This window comes from Janthinobacterium sp. BJB401, from assembly GCF_013372745.1.
Classification (GTDB): domain Bacteria; phylum Pseudomonadota; class Gammaproteobacteria; order Burkholderiales; family Burkholderiaceae_D; genus Janthinobacterium; species Janthinobacterium rivuli.
Genome location: NZ_JABXFH010000078.1, coordinates 1 through 15,022, shown reverse-complemented (window position 1 = coordinate 15,022; position 15,022 = coordinate 1). Strand labels below are relative to the sequence as shown.

Here is a 15,022-nt window from a genome sequence, read left to right as displayed (position 1 = left end):
TGTTGTTCAGGTCGATGAAGCCGCGCAGCAGGCGGTACGCCTTCCACAGCCAGGCCACGCCCCACACGAGGAAGGCCAGCGGAATGCCGATGATGGTGACCCACAGCACGGCGCCGACGACGATCCAGGCCAGATACCACCAGAAGGAACGGATCATCCAGCTGTGATGGCTGTACACGAAGGTTCCGGCCGCCTCGCCCCGCTTCACATAATTGATGATGAGCGGAATGAAGGAAAACGCGCCCAGCGAAAACACAAAGCTGGCGCCATGTATCAGGTACAACCACCAGGCCAGGTTTTTGGTCTGCTGGAGTTGGGTATCCAAAATAATATCTTGTGACATGAAAGCTCCCGTCGTTGCTCAATTTTTAATTGTAACAAGCAAAGCGGGGCAGGAGCGCAGTCCATGCAAAAAGGCAGAATACATTGTTGAAACGAGATCGCTATCGCACCCTGGCCGCGCGCGCCAGGTCATGGCTGCGCCAGGCTTTGCCGGCCTTGCTGCTGTGCGCCACCGCAGCCCACACCGCCGCCGCTCCCCTGGACGCGGAGTTTGCCGCCGGCTTGAAGGACGAGGGCCTGACGGGCGCCGTCTGGAGTGAAGTCTTGCCTAACGGAACAGTCAAAGTCGGTGCGTCCGGCCTGCGCGATGCCGCCAAGCACATGCCCATGCAGGCGGACACGCGCGTACAAGTGGGCTCCGTGGGCAAGGTGGCGCTGGCGCTGGGCGTCTTGCGCCTGGTCAGCGAAGACAAGCTCACGCTCGACACGCCCTTGCAGCAAGTGTTGCCGGAACTGGCGCTGAAAAACCCGTGGCAAGCCAGCGACCCCGTGCGCATCCGCCACCTGCTGGCGCATACGTCCGGCCTGGACAACGTGCGCTTCTGGCAGGCGTTCAGCCTGAACCCGGCACCGGATGCGCCGCTGGCCGCCGCCTTTGACGGCGACCGCAATCTGCTGCGCGTGCGCGCCCGTCCCGGCAGCCGCTATGCGTATTCGAACATGGGCTATGGTTTGCTGGGCATGGTGATCGAGAAGGTCACGGGCCAGCCGTATGAACGCTACCTCGATGCGCAGCTGCTGCAGCCGCTGGGCATGGCGGACAGCACGTTTGCCTATGTTACGCAAATGAGTACGCAAATGAGCACGCAGGCGGGAGCGCATGCGGACCCGCGCCTGGCCATGGGTCACTTCGAGCATGGCGTGGCGCAGCCGGCCGTGCCGCAATACCTGCGTCCGGCCGCGCAATTTACCACCACGGCGGCCGACATGGCCAAGCTGGCGCAATTCCTGATGGGCGACGGCAAGCTGCAGGGCAAGCGCTTCATCGACCTGGCGCTGATGGGCGCCTTGTCCGAACCGGCCGATACGGATGCGGCGCAGGCGGGCCTGGCAACGGGCCACGGCCTGGCGCTGGCCGTGCGCGACCGCCACAACGTGGTGGGCGCCTGCCATCCTGGCACGGCCGTAGGTTTCCGCGCCATGCTGTGCCTCTATCCGGAGCAGGACAGCGCGTTTTTCGTCGCTTTCAATACGGATGCCGAGCAAGCCGACTATGAACGCTTCAACCGCCTGCTGCTGCGCGACCTGGAACTGCCGCTGCGCGCGCCGGCCCCGCGCGGCACGCCCGCGCCCACGGTGGAAAACTGGCAGGGCGTCTACGTGCCGTCGCCCAGTCCCATGGCCAGCATGGCCTGGGTCGACGCCGTCTTCGGTTTTACGCGCCTGAAATGGGATGGCGAATCGCTGTTCCTGATCCCGTTCCAGGGCGAGCCAAAGGAACTGGAACCGGTGGGCGGCCTGCTGTTCCGCGCCAGCGACCGCAGCACGCCGTCGCACGTGCTGATGCAGGAGGATGGCAAGCATGTGCTCAGCGACGGCTTGCGCAGCTACGAGCGCGCGTCGATGTTGCGCATGCTGGTGCTGTGGGGCAGCCTGGCGCTGGGCGTCGCCGGCTTGCTGTACGTGCTGGTGGTGGGCGTGTGGCGCGCCGCGCTGCGCAGCCTGGCGCGGGGCGACCATTTGTTCGCGCCTTTGTTGGCTATGCTGGCGCTGCTCTTGCCGCTGCCGTTCTTCTATTTCCAGTCCTATCTGCGCCTGGGCGACGTCACCATCGCCAGCGTGCTGCTGGCGCTGGCGACGGGCGCGCTGCCGCTGGCGACGGCGTTCGGCCTGGCGCGCTGCTGGCGCAGCCGCGGCACGGCGGCTGAGGTGGGTTCGTGGGCGAAATGGGATTGGGTCGCCTTGCTGGCGGCCTTGCAGCTGCTGCTGGTGCTGGCCTGGTGGGGACTGCTGCCGCTGCGTATGTGGCAGCTGTAGCGGGTGCTCAGCGCCAGGCTTGCAGCAGCCGGCGCCACCAGGGTTGCGCCGGCCTGGCCGTGCTGCCGTGCGCGGACCGCTTGGCGCGATAACTGGCCGCCGCCATCTGCAGGCCGACGCGGTCCATCGCTGCCATCGCCTCCGCTTCCTCTGGCGACAAGCCTTGCCGCAAAGCGTGCGCACGGGGATCGAGCAGGAAGGCGGCACGCAGGGCGTCGTCCGTGTACAGCCTTGCCAGGTAGGTTTCCAGTGCGGGGGAACTCATGTGTTTCGCCCCGCGCGCAAGGCCGCGCGCGCCAGCTCCAGCTGGCCCAGCACATGCTCGAACGACGGGTAATTGCCGTCGCGTTCGACGATCACCGTCAAGGGCTGGGGCGCCTCACGCGCCAGCACCGTCAATAAAGTGAAGACTTCGGGTGGCACGTCGTGCAGGTGGTCGTCCAGCAGGCGCTGGCCGCCGCCCGGCGCGGCTATCCAGTGGCCGCCGCTCAGGTGCACGGCGCCGACCCTGTCCAGCGGCAGGCGCAGCAGCAGTTCCTGCGGCGATTCGCCGGCATTGACGGCATTCGCATACAGATTGTGCAGGTCGAGCAGCAGCGGCACTTGCGCACCGTGGATAATCTGCGCCACCCACTCGGCTTCGTCCAGGGTGCTGGCGGGCGGCTGGACCAGGGTGGCGATGTTTTCCATCAGCGGCGCGCTGCCGACGATGCGCGTGGCCAGCGCGATATTGGCGATCGCCCCGGCGGCGCTGCGTGGCGTGCGCGGCGGCGCCGCCAGGTGGCCGATTTCCACGCCGCCGGCGCGCACGAAACTCAGGTGCTCGGACCACGATTCGGCCTGCACTTCTTTCATCAGGCGCGCCATCGCATGCAGGCGGCGCGGGTCGGCGGGAATCGTCGAGGCCAGCCCCATGCCCACGCCATGCAGGCTGACCGGCACCTGGCGCGCCAGGCTGCACAGGGCCGCGATGCCGGTACGCGAGGCGCGGTAATAATCGTCGGCGATCACTTCCAGCACGTCGATCCGCGCCAGGTTGGACACGATGCCGGCAGCCAGTTCGCCGCGCCAGCCCAGGCCGACGCGGTCGCGCGTGGCGCCCTGGCTAGCTGCCACAGCCACCGCCGCATCCACCGCAGCCGCTGCCGCAGGACGAACCGCCGCCGTCGCCGCCCGATGAGGAATCGCCCGAGTCGCTCGACGTCGAACTGCCGCCCTGCTGCGGCCGGGGCACCGGGTACAGCTCGGCGACGTAGGCGTACACGGACAAGGGCAGGGCGCCGAGGCCGAAGATGGCCGCCAGCAGGGCCATGTCGGCGCTGCTGCTGCCTGCGTTCAGGCGCGACGAGCGCATGTTCAGGCGGCCAAACAGCATGCGCAAGTCGGTCAGCAGCCGCTGCGCGCTCCAGCTGGTCGCCTGGGTGCGCAAGCCGCGCAGCATCAGGAGAAAAATCGCCAGCAGGACCGCCAGGAACAGCAGGTTGTAGTGCTGGCGGCTGATGGCGATGACGGCCTTGACGGCGGCCACCGTCAGCAGCAGCCAGTGCGCGGCCCAGGTGATGCGTTCGCGCCGGCGCAGCAGCGGCGGGCCGACCAGCAATTCCTGCTGCGTCAAGGCCTCCTGGTAGGCGCGGCATGACGGCAGCATCTCGGCCTGCACGGCCAGTTCCTTGCTGTGACCCTGGCGGCCCAGGTACAGCCGCAGCACGTCGCGTTCGATGTCATGGCGGGCAAAGCGCAGGCTGTCGGCGCTGGCCGTCTCCAGCAGCGGGCCATCGGCGCGCAGCAAGCCGCGGTCGACCAGCACGATGGTGGCGATTTTCACGGCTTCAAGCGCGCCGCCGCGCAGGTAGGCGATGCGGTAGGGATCATCGGCCAGCGACAGCTGGGCATGCGGATTGCACAATTCCATGCGTATCAGCAGCTCGCGCGCGAGGTAGTACACGAGCACGCCGAAGATCAGATAGGCCAGCAGGAACCAGGGTCCGCTCCAGTCAAAGGGATTGAGGCCGTTCACCGCATCTGCTCCGCGTGCTCGCGCAAGTGTCCTGTAATCGTCATCAAGCCCGTAAAGGCGGGCAGGGCCTGCCCCGGCGCCAGGCGCGCCGTTTCGCGCGCCGCCGACATGGCTTGCAAGACGGCGTGCAGGGCCGGCTCGCCCAGCTGGTCGACAAACGCTTCGAGCGCCTGCTTGCCGGACAGGGCAGGCTTGCCCTCGAGCTGCGCCAGCGAGGCTGCGGCCGCGCGCAGGGGGCCGGCCGCGTCGGCGATGGCGCCGGCCAGCTGTTCTTCATTCAGGCTCAAAAGCATATACCGTTCGCGCATGCGCACCTGCTGGTTCAGCAGCACTTGCCGCAGCCGGCGCAGCACGGCGTCGCGGCTGGTGTGCAGGCTGGCGAAAGGGTCGACGCCATGCAGCACCCTGTGGCGCGCGATGATGTCGGCGAACTTGACGGCGAAGGCGTCGGCGGCCTGCGTCAATTCGCTCTCGAGCAGGAACATCACCTGCAGATCGATGGCGGCATGCGCCAGGCGCAAGGACCCGCGCAGCGCATCGGCCGCCTGCGGCGTAAAGCGCTTGAGCAACAACAGCAGGTTGACGTCGGAGGTGGCGCGCACCTGGCCATCGGCGGCCGAGCCAAACAGCACGGCGGCGGCAAGGTCGTCACCAAAGGCGCTTTGCGCGGCGGCGACAAACACATCCAGGTGGCGTTGTATCTCTTCTGGCAGCGGTGGCGGCATGCGGTGTACTTTCACGGTGGGTTGGCGGAATGATCATAAGTTTGCAATATAGCAAAAATATCCATCCCTGCGCGCACCGTCCGCCAGAGAGAGTCAACTCAGGTCAATACATTGAGCAAGCCATCGAGTCCCACGAAGTTCAGCGCCACGTCGGCCTGCGAGCGCACCACGGGCTTGGCGCGGAAGGCAACCGACAGGCCGGCGATGCCCATCATTTTCAAGTCGTTGGCGCCGTCGCCCATGACGATGGCTTCGGACGGGGAAATGCCCATCTCCTTGCACACGCGCTCCACGGTGCGCTGCTTTTCCTCGGCGTCGACGATGCCGCCTACCACTTTGCCCGTCAGCTTGCCGTCGACGATTTCCAGTGCGTTCGCATGCGTGTAGTCGAGGCCCAGGCGTTCCTTCAGGCGCTCGGTAAAGAAGGTAAAGCCGCCCGACACCAGCAGGGTTTTCAGGCCGGCTTTTTGCACGGCCGCCAGCATGGTTTCCGCGCCCGGCGACAGTTTCAAACGCTCGTCGTAGACGCGCTGCAGGGCCGACGCATCGAGGCCTTCGAGCAGGGCCACGCGCTGTTTCAGGCTGGCCGCGAAATCGAGTTCGCCGCGCATGGCCGCTTCCGTGATGGCGGCCACCTGCGGTTTGAGACCCTGCATGTCGGCGATTTCATCGATGCACTCGATGGTGATCAGGGTCGAATCCATGTCCATCGCCACGAGCTTGAATTCGGCCAGTTCGCGCTGGCCCATCATGTAGGTGGCGTCCAATTGCGCCGCCTGGGCCGCCACTTCGATGGTGGGGCGCAGCGCGGGCGAGTAGGCGATCTGTTCGCAGCGCACGGCGTTCGGACCCAGGCGCGTGATGGAGGTCGGCGCGGCCAGCGCGGCGATGCGTTCGAGGCGTGCGCTATCGCCGTCCAGGCCCTGCAGGATCAGATTCATGGTGATGCTCTTGGTAGTGGTCATGGGGCAGTCCTGCATTAAGTATCGAAATGGTCTATACCGTCAATTGCTTGATGGTGGTCTTGATCTGTGTCACGCGCGCGGCCAGGTCCGGCATGGCGGCCGTGATTTTCAGCTTGTCCTGGCCATGCAGTTTGATATGGCGGTTTTTCTGGATCAGGTCGATGATGCGCATCGGGTCGATCGGTGGCTTGGCCATGAATTGCAGGGTGGCCGCCTCGCCATGCACGTCGATCTTGACGATGCCCACGGTTTTCGCCGCGATGCGCAGCCGGTGCGTTTCGACCAGGGCCTTGACGGCGTCGGGCAGCTTGCCGAAGCGGTCGATCAGCTCTTCCTGGATATCGTCGATCTTCTCTTGCGTGGCGCAGTTGGCCAGGCGCTTGTAGATCGACAGGCGCTCGTGCACGTCGCCGCAGAAGTCGGCCGGCAGCAGGGCCGGCACGTGCAGGTTGATCTCGGTGGTCGAGGCCAGCGGCGCGGCCAGGTCGGGCTCCTTGCCGGCTTTCAGCGAGCGCACGGCTTCGTTGAGCATGTCCGAATACAGCTGGAAGCCGATTTCCGTCATCTCGCCGGACTGGCTCTCGCCCAGCACTTCGCCGGCGCCGCGGATTTCCAGGTCGTGCATGGCCAGGTAAAAGCCGCTGCCCAGTTCTTCCATCTGCTGGATGGCGTCCAGGCGGCGCTGCGCCAGTTTCGTCAGGCCTTGCACGTCGTGCACCAGCAGGTAGGCGTAAGCCTGGTGATGCGAGCGTCCGACGCGGCCGCGCAACTGGTGCAGCTGCGCCAGGCCGAATTTGTCGGCGCGGTGCATGATGATGGTGTTCGCCGTCGGCACGTCGATGCCCGTTTCAATGATGGTCGTGCACAGCAAAATATTGAAACGCTGGGCGACAAAGTCGCGCATGACCTTTTCCAGGTCGCGCTCGTGCATCTGGCCGTGCGCCACGGCGATGCGCGCCTCGGGCAGCAGTTCCGTCAGCATGGCCAGGCGGTTCTGGATGGTTTCCACCTCGTTGTGCAGGAAGTAGATCTGGCCGCCCCGTTTGAGTTCGCGCAAGCACGCTTCGCGGATGATGGCTTCGCCTTCGCTGCGCACGAACGTCTTGATGGCCAGGCGCTTTTGCGGCGCCGTGGCGATGATGGAAAAGTCGCGCAAGCCTTCCAGGGCCATGCCCAGGGTGCGCGGGATCGGCGTGGCCGTCAGGGTCAGCACGTCCACTTCCGCGCGCAGCGCTTTCAGCGCTTCCTTCTGGCGCACGCCGAACCTGTGTTCCTCGTCGATGATGACGAGGCCCAGGCGCGTGAATTTCACGTCGTCCGACAGCAGTTTATGGGTGCCGATGACGATGTCGATGGTGCCGTCGGCCATGCCCTTGAACGCTTGCGTGATTTCCTTGCCGCTGCGGAAGCGCGACAATTCCGCGATGCGCACGGGCCAGTCGGCGAAGCGGTCGGCGAAGGTCTGCGCATGCTGCTCCGCCAGCAGGGTGGTGGGCGCCAGGATGGCCACCTGCTTGCCGCCCATGACGGCGATGAAGGCTGCGCGCAAGGCCACTTCCGTCTTGCCGAAGCCGACGTCGCCGCACACGAGGCGGTCCATCGGTTTGCCGGAAGTCATGTCTTTGATGACGTTGTGGATGGCCTCGGCCTGGTCCGGCGTCTCGTCGAAGCCGAAGCTGTCGGCGAAGCGCTGGTAGTCGTGCGACGAGAATTCGAACGAGTGGCCCTGGCGCAGGGCGCGCCGCGCATACAGGTTGAGCAGCTCGGCGGCCGTGTCGCGCACCTGTTCGGCCGCGCGCTTTTTCGCTTTTTCCCACTGTCCTGAACCGAGTGAATGCAGCGGCGCGTCTTCCGGCGAAGCGCCCGAATAGCGGGAAATGACGTGCAGCTGCGACACGGGCACGTACAGTTTCGTGTCCTTCGCGTATTCGAGGTGCAGGAACTCCGTTTCGCCTTCGCCCAGGTCCATGCTGGTCAGGCCCATGTAGCGCCCGATGCCGTGGTTGATGTGCACGACGGGGTCGCCGATCTTCAGCTCCGACAGGTCGCGCACCATCGATTCGACCTGCGTCACGCCTTCCTGCTTTTTGCTGCCGACCCGGCGGCCGGAACCGGCGTACAGCTCCGTCTCGGTAATGAAGGATAAATTCCCGTCCGGCGTGAACAATTCGAAGCCCGCGTGCAGCGGCGCTACGCCCAGCATCAGCTTGGCGTCGGATTGCAGGAAGCCGTCGCTGCCCTCCACCGGCGTCAGGTGCAGATCGTATTCGGTGAAGTACTGCTGCAAGGTTTCGCGGCGGCCGTTCGATTCGGCGCAGATCATCACGCGGCGGCCCGCTTGCAGCAGGTAGCTGCGCAGGTTGGCCAGCGGGTCGTCGGCGCGGCGGTTGACGGCGATGTTCGGCACGGGCGCCGACAGTTCGGACGCCAGCGCATCGTTCGACTTCGCAATCGCCAGGCGCGGGTACGGCTTGGCCAGGCCGAAAAACTGTTCGTCGGACAGGAACAGCGAATCGGGCGGCAAAATCGGACGTTCGCGGTCCGCTTTTAAAAAGCGGTAGCGCGACTGGGTATCGGTCCAGAAGCGGCCGATGGCCGCATCGATCTCGCCCACCAGGGCCAGCGAGGCGTCGGGCGGCAGATAGTCGAACAGGGTGGCCGTTTGTTCAAAAAACAGGGGCAGATAATATTCGATGCCGGCCGAGGCGATGCCGCTGCTGATGTCCTTGTAGACGACCGAGCGCGATGGATCGCCCTCGAACTGCTCGCGCCAGCGGTTGCGGAAGGTGGTGCGCGCCGCTTCATCCATGGGGAATTCGCGCCCCGGCAGCAGCCGCACTTCGTGCACGGGATACAGCGAGCGCTGGGTGTCGGCGTCAAACGTGCGGATGGTTTCGATGGTGTCGCCGAACAGGTCGAGCCGGTAGGGCAGGGCTGACCCCATGGGGAACAGGTCGAGCAGGCCGCCGCGCACCGAGTATTCGCCCGGTGACATCACTTGCGAGACGTGGCTGTAGCCGGCCAGGGTCAGCTGCGACTTCAATCGTGCTTCATCGAGTTTTTCGCCCTTCTTGAAGAAGAAGGTGTAGGCGGCCAAAAAGGACGGCGGCGCCAGGCGCACGAGCGCCGTGGTGGCCGGCACGATCAGCACGTCGCACTGGCGCGTCTGGATTTCGTGCAGGGTGGCCAGGCGCTCGGAGACCAGGTCCTGGTGCGGCGAAAACGCGTCGTAAGGCAGCGTTTCCCAGTCCGGCAGCAGATGGCAGCGCAGTTCCTTGCCGCCAAACCACGGGATTTCATCGAGCAGGCGCTGGCCGTCGCTGGCCTGCGCCACCACCACGGCCAGCATCTGGCCCCGCGCTTTCAATTCCAGTGCGGCCAGCGCCAGGGCATAGGCGTCGGATGAACCATACAGGGCGGGCAGCGCATAGCGGTTGCCGGGCTTGGGGAGGGCTTTTGTTAAGTCTAAGGACATGCAGGCGATGACACTAGTGGCAGAGGCAGTTGAATGGGACAGCTGTGGTGCGCGCAGCGCCGCCAGTGACGGCGCTGACAGGCAAGATTATAGACCATCGCCCGCGCGGATATTCGCAATCCCGAAGGGGACGTGCACCATCGGTATCGTTCCCCCCGCCGATTTGAGGTGGCTCAGCTGGTCGTCGAAGAAGATATGCGGCTTGAACACGGCCAGCACGCGCGATTTGTCCATGCCGCCGAGGAAAAACGTTTCGTCGGCCGCCACGCCCCAGCTTTTCAGGGTCGTCACGACCCGTTCGTGCGAAGGCGCGTTGCGCGCCGTGATGATGGCGATGCGCAGGATCTTTTTATAGCCGGGGTCGCGCCGCTGGGCCCTTTCCTCCAGGCGCTGCATGGTGGCCAGCTTCTGGAACAAGCCGGCCAGCGGTCCCGGGCGGTGCGGCGTGCCCACGTTCAGGGTTTCATGGGCGTGGAATTCATCGACGTCGTTGTTGCGCTTGAAGACGGTTTCCGCTTCGTCGTCGGCGATCACGCCGTCGAAGTCGAAGGCCACGCGCAGTTCTTCGTCGTTCTCGTCGTCTTCCGTGCGCGACGGCAGCACCAGGCCGGCCGGATAGTCGCAGGCCAGGGCGCTGCGCACATCGTCTTCATTCGCGCTGAGGAAGAGCGATGCGTTGAAGGCGGGCAGGTAGGGGTAGGGCGACTTGCCCGTCATGAAGGCGGCGCGCGAAATGTCCAGGCCGTAGTGGGCGATGCTGTGCATCACGCGCAAGCCCGTTTCCGGCGAATTGCGCGAAAACAGCACCACTTCCACGGGAGATTGGCGCGGATAGTGCTTGTTGATGTTCAGGAAGCGGCGGATGAAGGGGAAGGCCACGCCGCGCGGCAAGACCGTGTCGATGTGCGTTTCCTGGTATTTGCGGTATTCCTCGGGGCCACTGTCGAGGTAGACCTGGTGCGATTCGGCCAGATCGAACAGGGCGCTGGAAGCGACCCCGATCACCAGTTTGTGTTCGATAGGATAAGCCATGGTCTGCCTGTTGTTTGCTTGTTGCTCATCTTATACGACTATCAACTGCGTAGCCAATAGCGGCGCAGCGGGATTTTTTTGCACCAAAGCGGGGCGCTCTGTCAATTTTTTTGACCGCTGTGCAATACACGCCACAGTAAAGAAATAAATCTTGTTTTGTATCAAGTATTTGACAGCCAGCGCACCTGTTTTCCACTATGCTTCCTATTATAAAATCTCGCCAATTGTAACGAAGCGTACGCCCCATCCCCGCCGCCTTTATACAAGTGTCAGCTGTTTTACTCGAACATGCCAGCCCCGACTTCGCCAGCAGTCTTCGTGACTTTATAAAGGATCTCGCCATGTTTAAGAATTTACTGATCAAATGGAAGTTGGCGACGCTCGTTGCCGTGATGATGGCGGCCTTGCTGGTGGTGGGCATCAGCGGCTACACGGGCATCGCCACCGTGGGCCGCGCCGTCAATGAAATCGGCGTGGTGCGCCTGCCGTCGATCCAGGGCCTGATGATGATCAGCGAAGGCCAGACGGCCGTCGCCGCCGCCACCCTGACGGCCGCCATCTATGAAAACAATTACCAGGCACAGGACAAGTTCGCGGAAGCGCTGCAGCTGCGCACCAAGGCCTGGAACAATATCGAGGCGGGCCGCAAGCTGTACGAGCCGCTGCCGCAAACGCCAGAGGAAGCCGCGCTGTGGCAGCGCTTCCAGGGCGAGTGGGCGGCCTGGAAGGGGGATGACGACAAGGTGCGCGCCATCTTGCGCCAGCTGGCCGACAACCGCGACGAGCCGCAGCAAAAGACCCTGTTCGTGGCGTTCTACAAGCAGTACCAGGATTCGCGCGCGCTGTTCGGCAAGGCCGAAGGCACGCTCAACGACATCATCAAGCTCAATAACGGCGTGGCCGATGCCAGCGTCAAGGACGGCAGCGCGGCCGTGATCCGCTCGGAAAGCCTGATGGTCATCCTCGGCTTGCTGGCTTCCGCGCTGGGCATCGGCTGCGCCGCTTACATCACGCGCGCCATCACGCAGCCGATCAATTCGGCCGTGAAAGTGGCGCAAACGGTGGCCTCGGGCGACCTGACGAGCAATATCGAGGTGCACACGACGGAAGAAACGGGCCAGCTGCTGCAGGCGCTGAAAGACATGAATTCCAGCCTGGTCAGCATCGTCGGCCAGGTGCGCAGCGGCACGGAAACCATCGCCACTGCCTCGTCGGAAATTGCCAGCGGCAACCTGGACCTGTCCTCGCGCACGGAAGAGCAAGCCAGTTCGCTGGAAGAGACGGCGTCGTCGATGGAAGAGCTGACGTCCACCGTGCGGCAGAATGCCGACAATGCCCAGCAGGCGAACCAGCTGGCGCTGAGCGCCTCGGGCGTGGCCGTCAAGGGCGGCGCCGTGGTGGGCAAGGTGGTCGAGACCATGGACGCCATCAACGACTCGTCGCGCAAGATCGTCGACATCATTTCCGTCATCGACGGCATCGCCTTCCAGACGAATATCTTGGCCTTGAATGCGGCCGTGGAAGCGGCGCGCGCGGGCGAGCAGGGGCGCGGTTTCGCCGTCGTGGCGACGGAAGTGCGCAACCTGGCGCAACGTTCGGCGGCGGCGGCGAAGGAAATCAAGACCCTCATCGGCGACTCCGTGGTGGCGGTCGACGCGGGCAGCAAGCTGGTGGCCGAGGCGGGCAGCACGATGGCCGAAATCGTCTCCAGCGTGCAGCGCGTGACGGACATCATGGCGGAAATCAGCCTTGCCACGCAGGAGCAAAGCTCGGGCATCGACCAGATCAACCAGGCCATCGGCCAGATGGACCAGGTGACGCAGCAAAACGCGGCCCTGGTGGAAGAGGCGGCCGCCGCTGCCGAATCGCTGCAGGAGCAATCAGGCCAGCTGGCCGACGTGGTCAGCGTCTTCAAGCTCGATGGCGCCCAGGCGCCTGCCGCGCGCGCGAACGCCAAGCCGGCCGCGCCGCGCGCCGCGGTGGCCAGCGTGGTGCCGAAGCGTCCGGCGCCGGGGGCTGCATCGCGCCCCGCCGCAGGCCGCCCGGCCTTGCACGCCGTGTCGTCCCAGCGCCAGAGCGCGCCGCGCGACGACGAGTGGGAAGTGTTCTGATCGATTGACGGCGCCAGCATGCGCTACCGGACGGCCGCCTTGTGCGGCCGTTTTTGCCTGTGCACTGCGGTTACTACTTACTAAAAAAACAGCGTTATAAAAATAGCTGTTTTGCCATCTAAGCAAATCTTTGCAAAACTTAACGCGACATTGCTTGTGAGATAACTCACACTGCCTGCCGTACCACCCTTGTTCCCGCCTCGGCCACATCCCGGCTGACCCCTCCGCCTGCTGCGTCCAGCCATACCTGGCAGGCGGCAGCCATTGCCGTCAGCCTTGCATGCGAGCCCGGCGCGATGACCGATGCACCACACTGAAGGATGCGAATAAAGATGGCAAATATGAAAATCGGCACGCGCCTGCGCTGCTCCTTTGCGTTGTTGACCTTGCTGCTGCTGGCGACCGCCATGCTGGGCATGCTGCGCCTGTCCAGCCTGGAACTGCGCATGCGCGACGTGATCGACGACAAATATCCGAAAACCGTGCTGGCCAACGACATCATCAAGAATGTCAACATCATCGCGCGCTCCTCGCGCAACCTGCTCCTGATGACGGAGCCGCGGCAGCTGGCGCAGGAGCGCGCCACCATCGCCAGGGCGGGCGGCGAGACGGAAAAGGGCCTGGCGCAGCTGGACAAGGTGGTGCTGTCGCCGCAGGGCCGCCAGCAGATGGCGGCCGTGACGCAGGCGCGCGCCGCGTTCAACGCCGGGCGCGACAAGGTGCTGGCCCTGCTGGAAGAGGGCGCGCGCGACGAAGCGACGACTTTGCTGCTCGGCACCGTGCGCGGCGAGCAGCTGCGCTACATGGCGGCGCTGGAAAGCCTCATCGCGCACCAGCATGAGCTGATGGAGGAGGCGGGCGCCCAGGTGCGCCACGAATACGTCACGGCGCGCAACATGATGCTGGCGCTGAGCGCGCTGGCCGTGCTCTTTTCGCTCGTCACCGCCTGGCTGGTCACGCGCAGCATCGTCAATCCGCTGCGCCATGCCCTGACGGTGGCGCAGACCGTGGCCGCCGGCGACCTGACGTCGACCTTCGGCCGCCACGCCGGCGATGAAACGGGCAAGCTGCTCGACGCGCTGTGCATCATGAACGGCAACCTGCTCGACATCGTGCAGCAGGTGCGCGGCGGCACCGACACCATCGCCACGGCGTCGTCGCAGATCGCGGCCGGCAATATCGACCTGTCGTCGCGCACCGAGGAGCAGGCCAGCTCGCTGGAACAGACGGCGTCGGCCATGGAAGAACTCAGTTCCACGGTGCAGCAGAACGCGGACAATGCGCGCCATGCCAGCGTGCTGGCCGTCGAGGCGGCGAACATCGCCGGCGCCGGCGGGCAAGCCGTGGGACAGGTCATTCACACCATGGACGCCATCAGCGCGTCCTCGGCGCAGATCGCCGACATCATCGGCGTGATCGACATGCTGGCCTTCCAGACGAATATCCTGGCCCTGAACGCGGCCGTCGAGGCGGCGCGCGCGGGCGAGCAGGGGCGCGGCTTTGCCGTCGTGGCGACGGAAGTGCGCAACCTGGCGCAGCGCAGCGCGGCGGCGGCGCGCGACATCCGCGCCCTGATCGCCAATTCCACGCAGCAGGTGGACGCCGGCGCGGCCCTCGTGGCGCAGGCCGGCGCCACGATGCAGGACGTGGTGGCGGCCGTGGGGCGCGTGAGCCAGATGGTGGCCGACATCACGGCGGCCAGCGCCGAGCAAAGCACGGGCATCGGCCAGGTCAGCCAGGCGGTGCTGCAGATGGATGAAGTGACGCAGCAGAACGCCGCCCTGGTAGAAGAGGCGGCGGCCGCGTCGCAATCGCTGGAGGGCGAGGCGGCGAAGCTGCTGCAGGTGGTCAGCGTGTTTCGCCTGCGCCAGGGGCCGGCGGTTCTGGCGGGCCGCCCTGCGTCTGCCGTGCCGCGCCTGCCGGCCTAGTGGCGCGCCTGGCAAGGTTCTGGCAGGTCGCGCTGGCGCGGCTGTGCCGGGCGCCGGCGCGCAGCCGGGAGTTGCAGCGGCGCCTGGACAGCGCCATCGCCGGCGGCGAATTCTGCTTTCACTACCAGGGCAAGTTCGATACGGCGCAATTGCGTCTGGTCGGCCTGGAAGCGCTGCTGCGCTGGAACCATCCGCGCCACGGCCTGGTCTATCCGAACGAATTCATCTGCCTGGCCGAGCAGACTGGCGCCATCACCGCGCTGGGCAACTGGGGCATTGACGCGGCCTGCCGCCAGCTGGCGCAGTGGCGCGCGCAGGGCCTGCCTTTGGTGCCGGTCGCGGTGAATATCTCGGCGCGCCAGCTGTGCCAGCCGCAGTTGCCGGCGCAGTTACCCGATTTCGTGTTGGGCTGCCTGCGGCGCCACGCCATTCCCGCCTGCCTGCTGGAGC

Annotated in this window: 12 protein-coding genes; 4 read left to right on the top strand and 8 right to left on the bottom strand. The window is 65.4% G+C overall.

Annotated features, from left to right (window positions below; translation table 11 throughout):
* Positions 1-343, bottom strand: a 343-nt coding sequence (locus HWE17_RS27375; RefSeq protein WP_176390955.1) for a hypothetical protein, incomplete at its 3' end; no start/stop codon positions are given.
* Between the two features lie 86 nt (positions 344-429).
* Here HWE17_RS27375 and HWE17_RS27370 point away from each other — a divergent pair.
* Positions 430-2,319 (top strand): serine hydrolase, encoded by a 1,890-nt coding sequence (locus tag HWE17_RS27370; RefSeq protein WP_176390954.1) that lies wholly within the window; start codon positions 430-432, stop codon positions 2,317-2,319.
* A gap of 7 nt (positions 2,320-2,326) precedes the next feature.
* On the opposite strand, the gene HWE17_RS27365 is transcribed toward HWE17_RS27370, so the two are convergent.
* From HWE17_RS27365 to HWE17_RS27335, 7 genes are all read right to left on the bottom strand, one after another.
* Entirely contained in the window at positions 2,327-2,584 is a 258-nt protein-coding gene (locus HWE17_RS27365) for a hypothetical protein (protein WP_035819645.1), read from the bottom strand.
* The gene (locus tag HWE17_RS27360; protein ID WP_158300214.1) at positions 2,581-3,441 is read right to left on the bottom strand and encodes a DUF692 family multinuclear iron-containing protein; all 861 of its coding nucleotides are present in this window, start codon (positions 3,439-3,441) and stop codon (positions 2,581-2,583) included. The genes HWE17_RS27365 and HWE17_RS27360 overlap by 4 nt, the downstream gene beginning before the upstream one ends.
* On the bottom strand, positions 3,425-4,336 hold the full coding sequence (locus HWE17_RS27355) for a TIGR04222 domain-containing membrane protein (protein WP_176390953.1): 912 nt from the start codon (positions 4,334-4,336) through the stop codon (positions 3,425-3,427). The genes HWE17_RS27360 and HWE17_RS27355 overlap by 17 nt, the downstream gene beginning before the upstream one ends.
* Positions 4,333-5,061: a nucleotidyltransferase domain-containing protein gene (locus HWE17_RS28930; protein WP_217916912.1), complete on the bottom strand. Its 729-nt coding sequence runs from the start codon at positions 5,059-5,061 to the stop codon at positions 4,333-4,335. The genes HWE17_RS27355 and HWE17_RS28930 overlap by 4 nt, the downstream gene beginning before the upstream one ends.
* 98 nt (positions 5,062-5,159) lie before the next feature.
* Entirely contained in the window at positions 5,160-6,002 is an 843-nt protein-coding gene (gene serB, locus HWE17_RS27345; RefSeq protein ID WP_099403221.1) for a phosphoserine phosphatase SerB, read from the bottom strand.
* Positions 6,003-6,057: 55 nt separating this feature from the next.
* Complete coding sequence (gene mfd, locus HWE17_RS27340; protein WP_176390951.1) at positions 6,058-9,501, bottom strand: transcription-repair coupling factor; 3,444 nt, start codon at positions 9,499-9,501, stop codon at positions 6,058-6,060.
* An 87-nt stretch (positions 9,502-9,588) separates the two neighbouring features.
* The gene (locus HWE17_RS27335; protein WP_176390950.1) at positions 9,589-10,533 is read right to left on the bottom strand and encodes a 5'-nucleotidase; all 945 of its coding nucleotides are present in this window, start codon (positions 10,531-10,533) and stop codon (positions 9,589-9,591) included.
* Positions 10,534-10,874: 341 nt separating this feature from the next.
* On the opposite strand from HWE17_RS27335, the gene HWE17_RS27330 reads away from it, so the two are divergent.
* From HWE17_RS27330 to HWE17_RS27320, 3 genes are all read left to right on the top strand, one after another.
* Entirely contained in the window at positions 10,875-12,644 is a 1,770-nt protein-coding gene (locus tag HWE17_RS27330; RefSeq protein ID WP_176390949.1) for a methyl-accepting chemotaxis protein, read from the top strand.
* 332 nt (positions 12,645-12,976) lie between these two features.
* On the top strand, positions 12,977-14,572 hold the full coding sequence (locus tag HWE17_RS28925) for a methyl-accepting chemotaxis protein (RefSeq protein ID WP_303625504.1): 1,596 nt from the start codon (positions 12,977-12,979) through the stop codon (positions 14,570-14,572).
* On the top strand, positions 14,572-15,022 hold a 451-nt coding region (locus HWE17_RS27320; protein ID WP_369681781.1), incomplete at its 3' end, for an EAL domain-containing protein. The genes HWE17_RS28925 and HWE17_RS27320, both read left to right, overlap by 1 nt.

Excerpts from the sequence above, each read along its gene's own strand:
- serB (WP_099403221.1), bottom strand. The coding sequence starts at position 6,002 with ATGAATCTGATCCTGCAGGGCCTGGACGGCGATAGCGCACGCCTCGAA.
- mfd (WP_176390951.1), bottom strand. The coding sequence starts at position 9,501 with ATGTCCTTAGACTTAACAAAAGCCCTCCCCAAGCCCGGCAACCGCTAT.
- HWE17_RS27330 (WP_176390949.1), top strand. The coding sequence starts at position 10,875 with ATGTTTAAGAATTTACTGATCAAATGGAAGTTGGCGACGCTCGTTGCC.
- HWE17_RS28925 (WP_303625504.1), top strand. The coding sequence starts at position 12,977 with ATGGCAAATATGAAAATCGGCACGCGCCTGCGCTGCTCCTTTGCGTTG.
- HWE17_RS27335 (WP_176390950.1), bottom strand. The coding sequence starts at position 10,533 with ATGGCTTATCCTATCGAACACAAACTGGTGATCGGGGTCGCTTCCAGC.
- HWE17_RS28930 (WP_217916912.1), bottom strand. The coding sequence starts at position 5,061 with ATGCCGCCACCGCTGCCAGAAGAGATACAACGCCACCTGGATGTGTTT.
- HWE17_RS27365 (WP_035819645.1), bottom strand. The coding sequence starts at position 2,584 with ATGAGTTCCCCCGCACTGGAAACCTACCTGGCAAGGCTGTACACGGAC.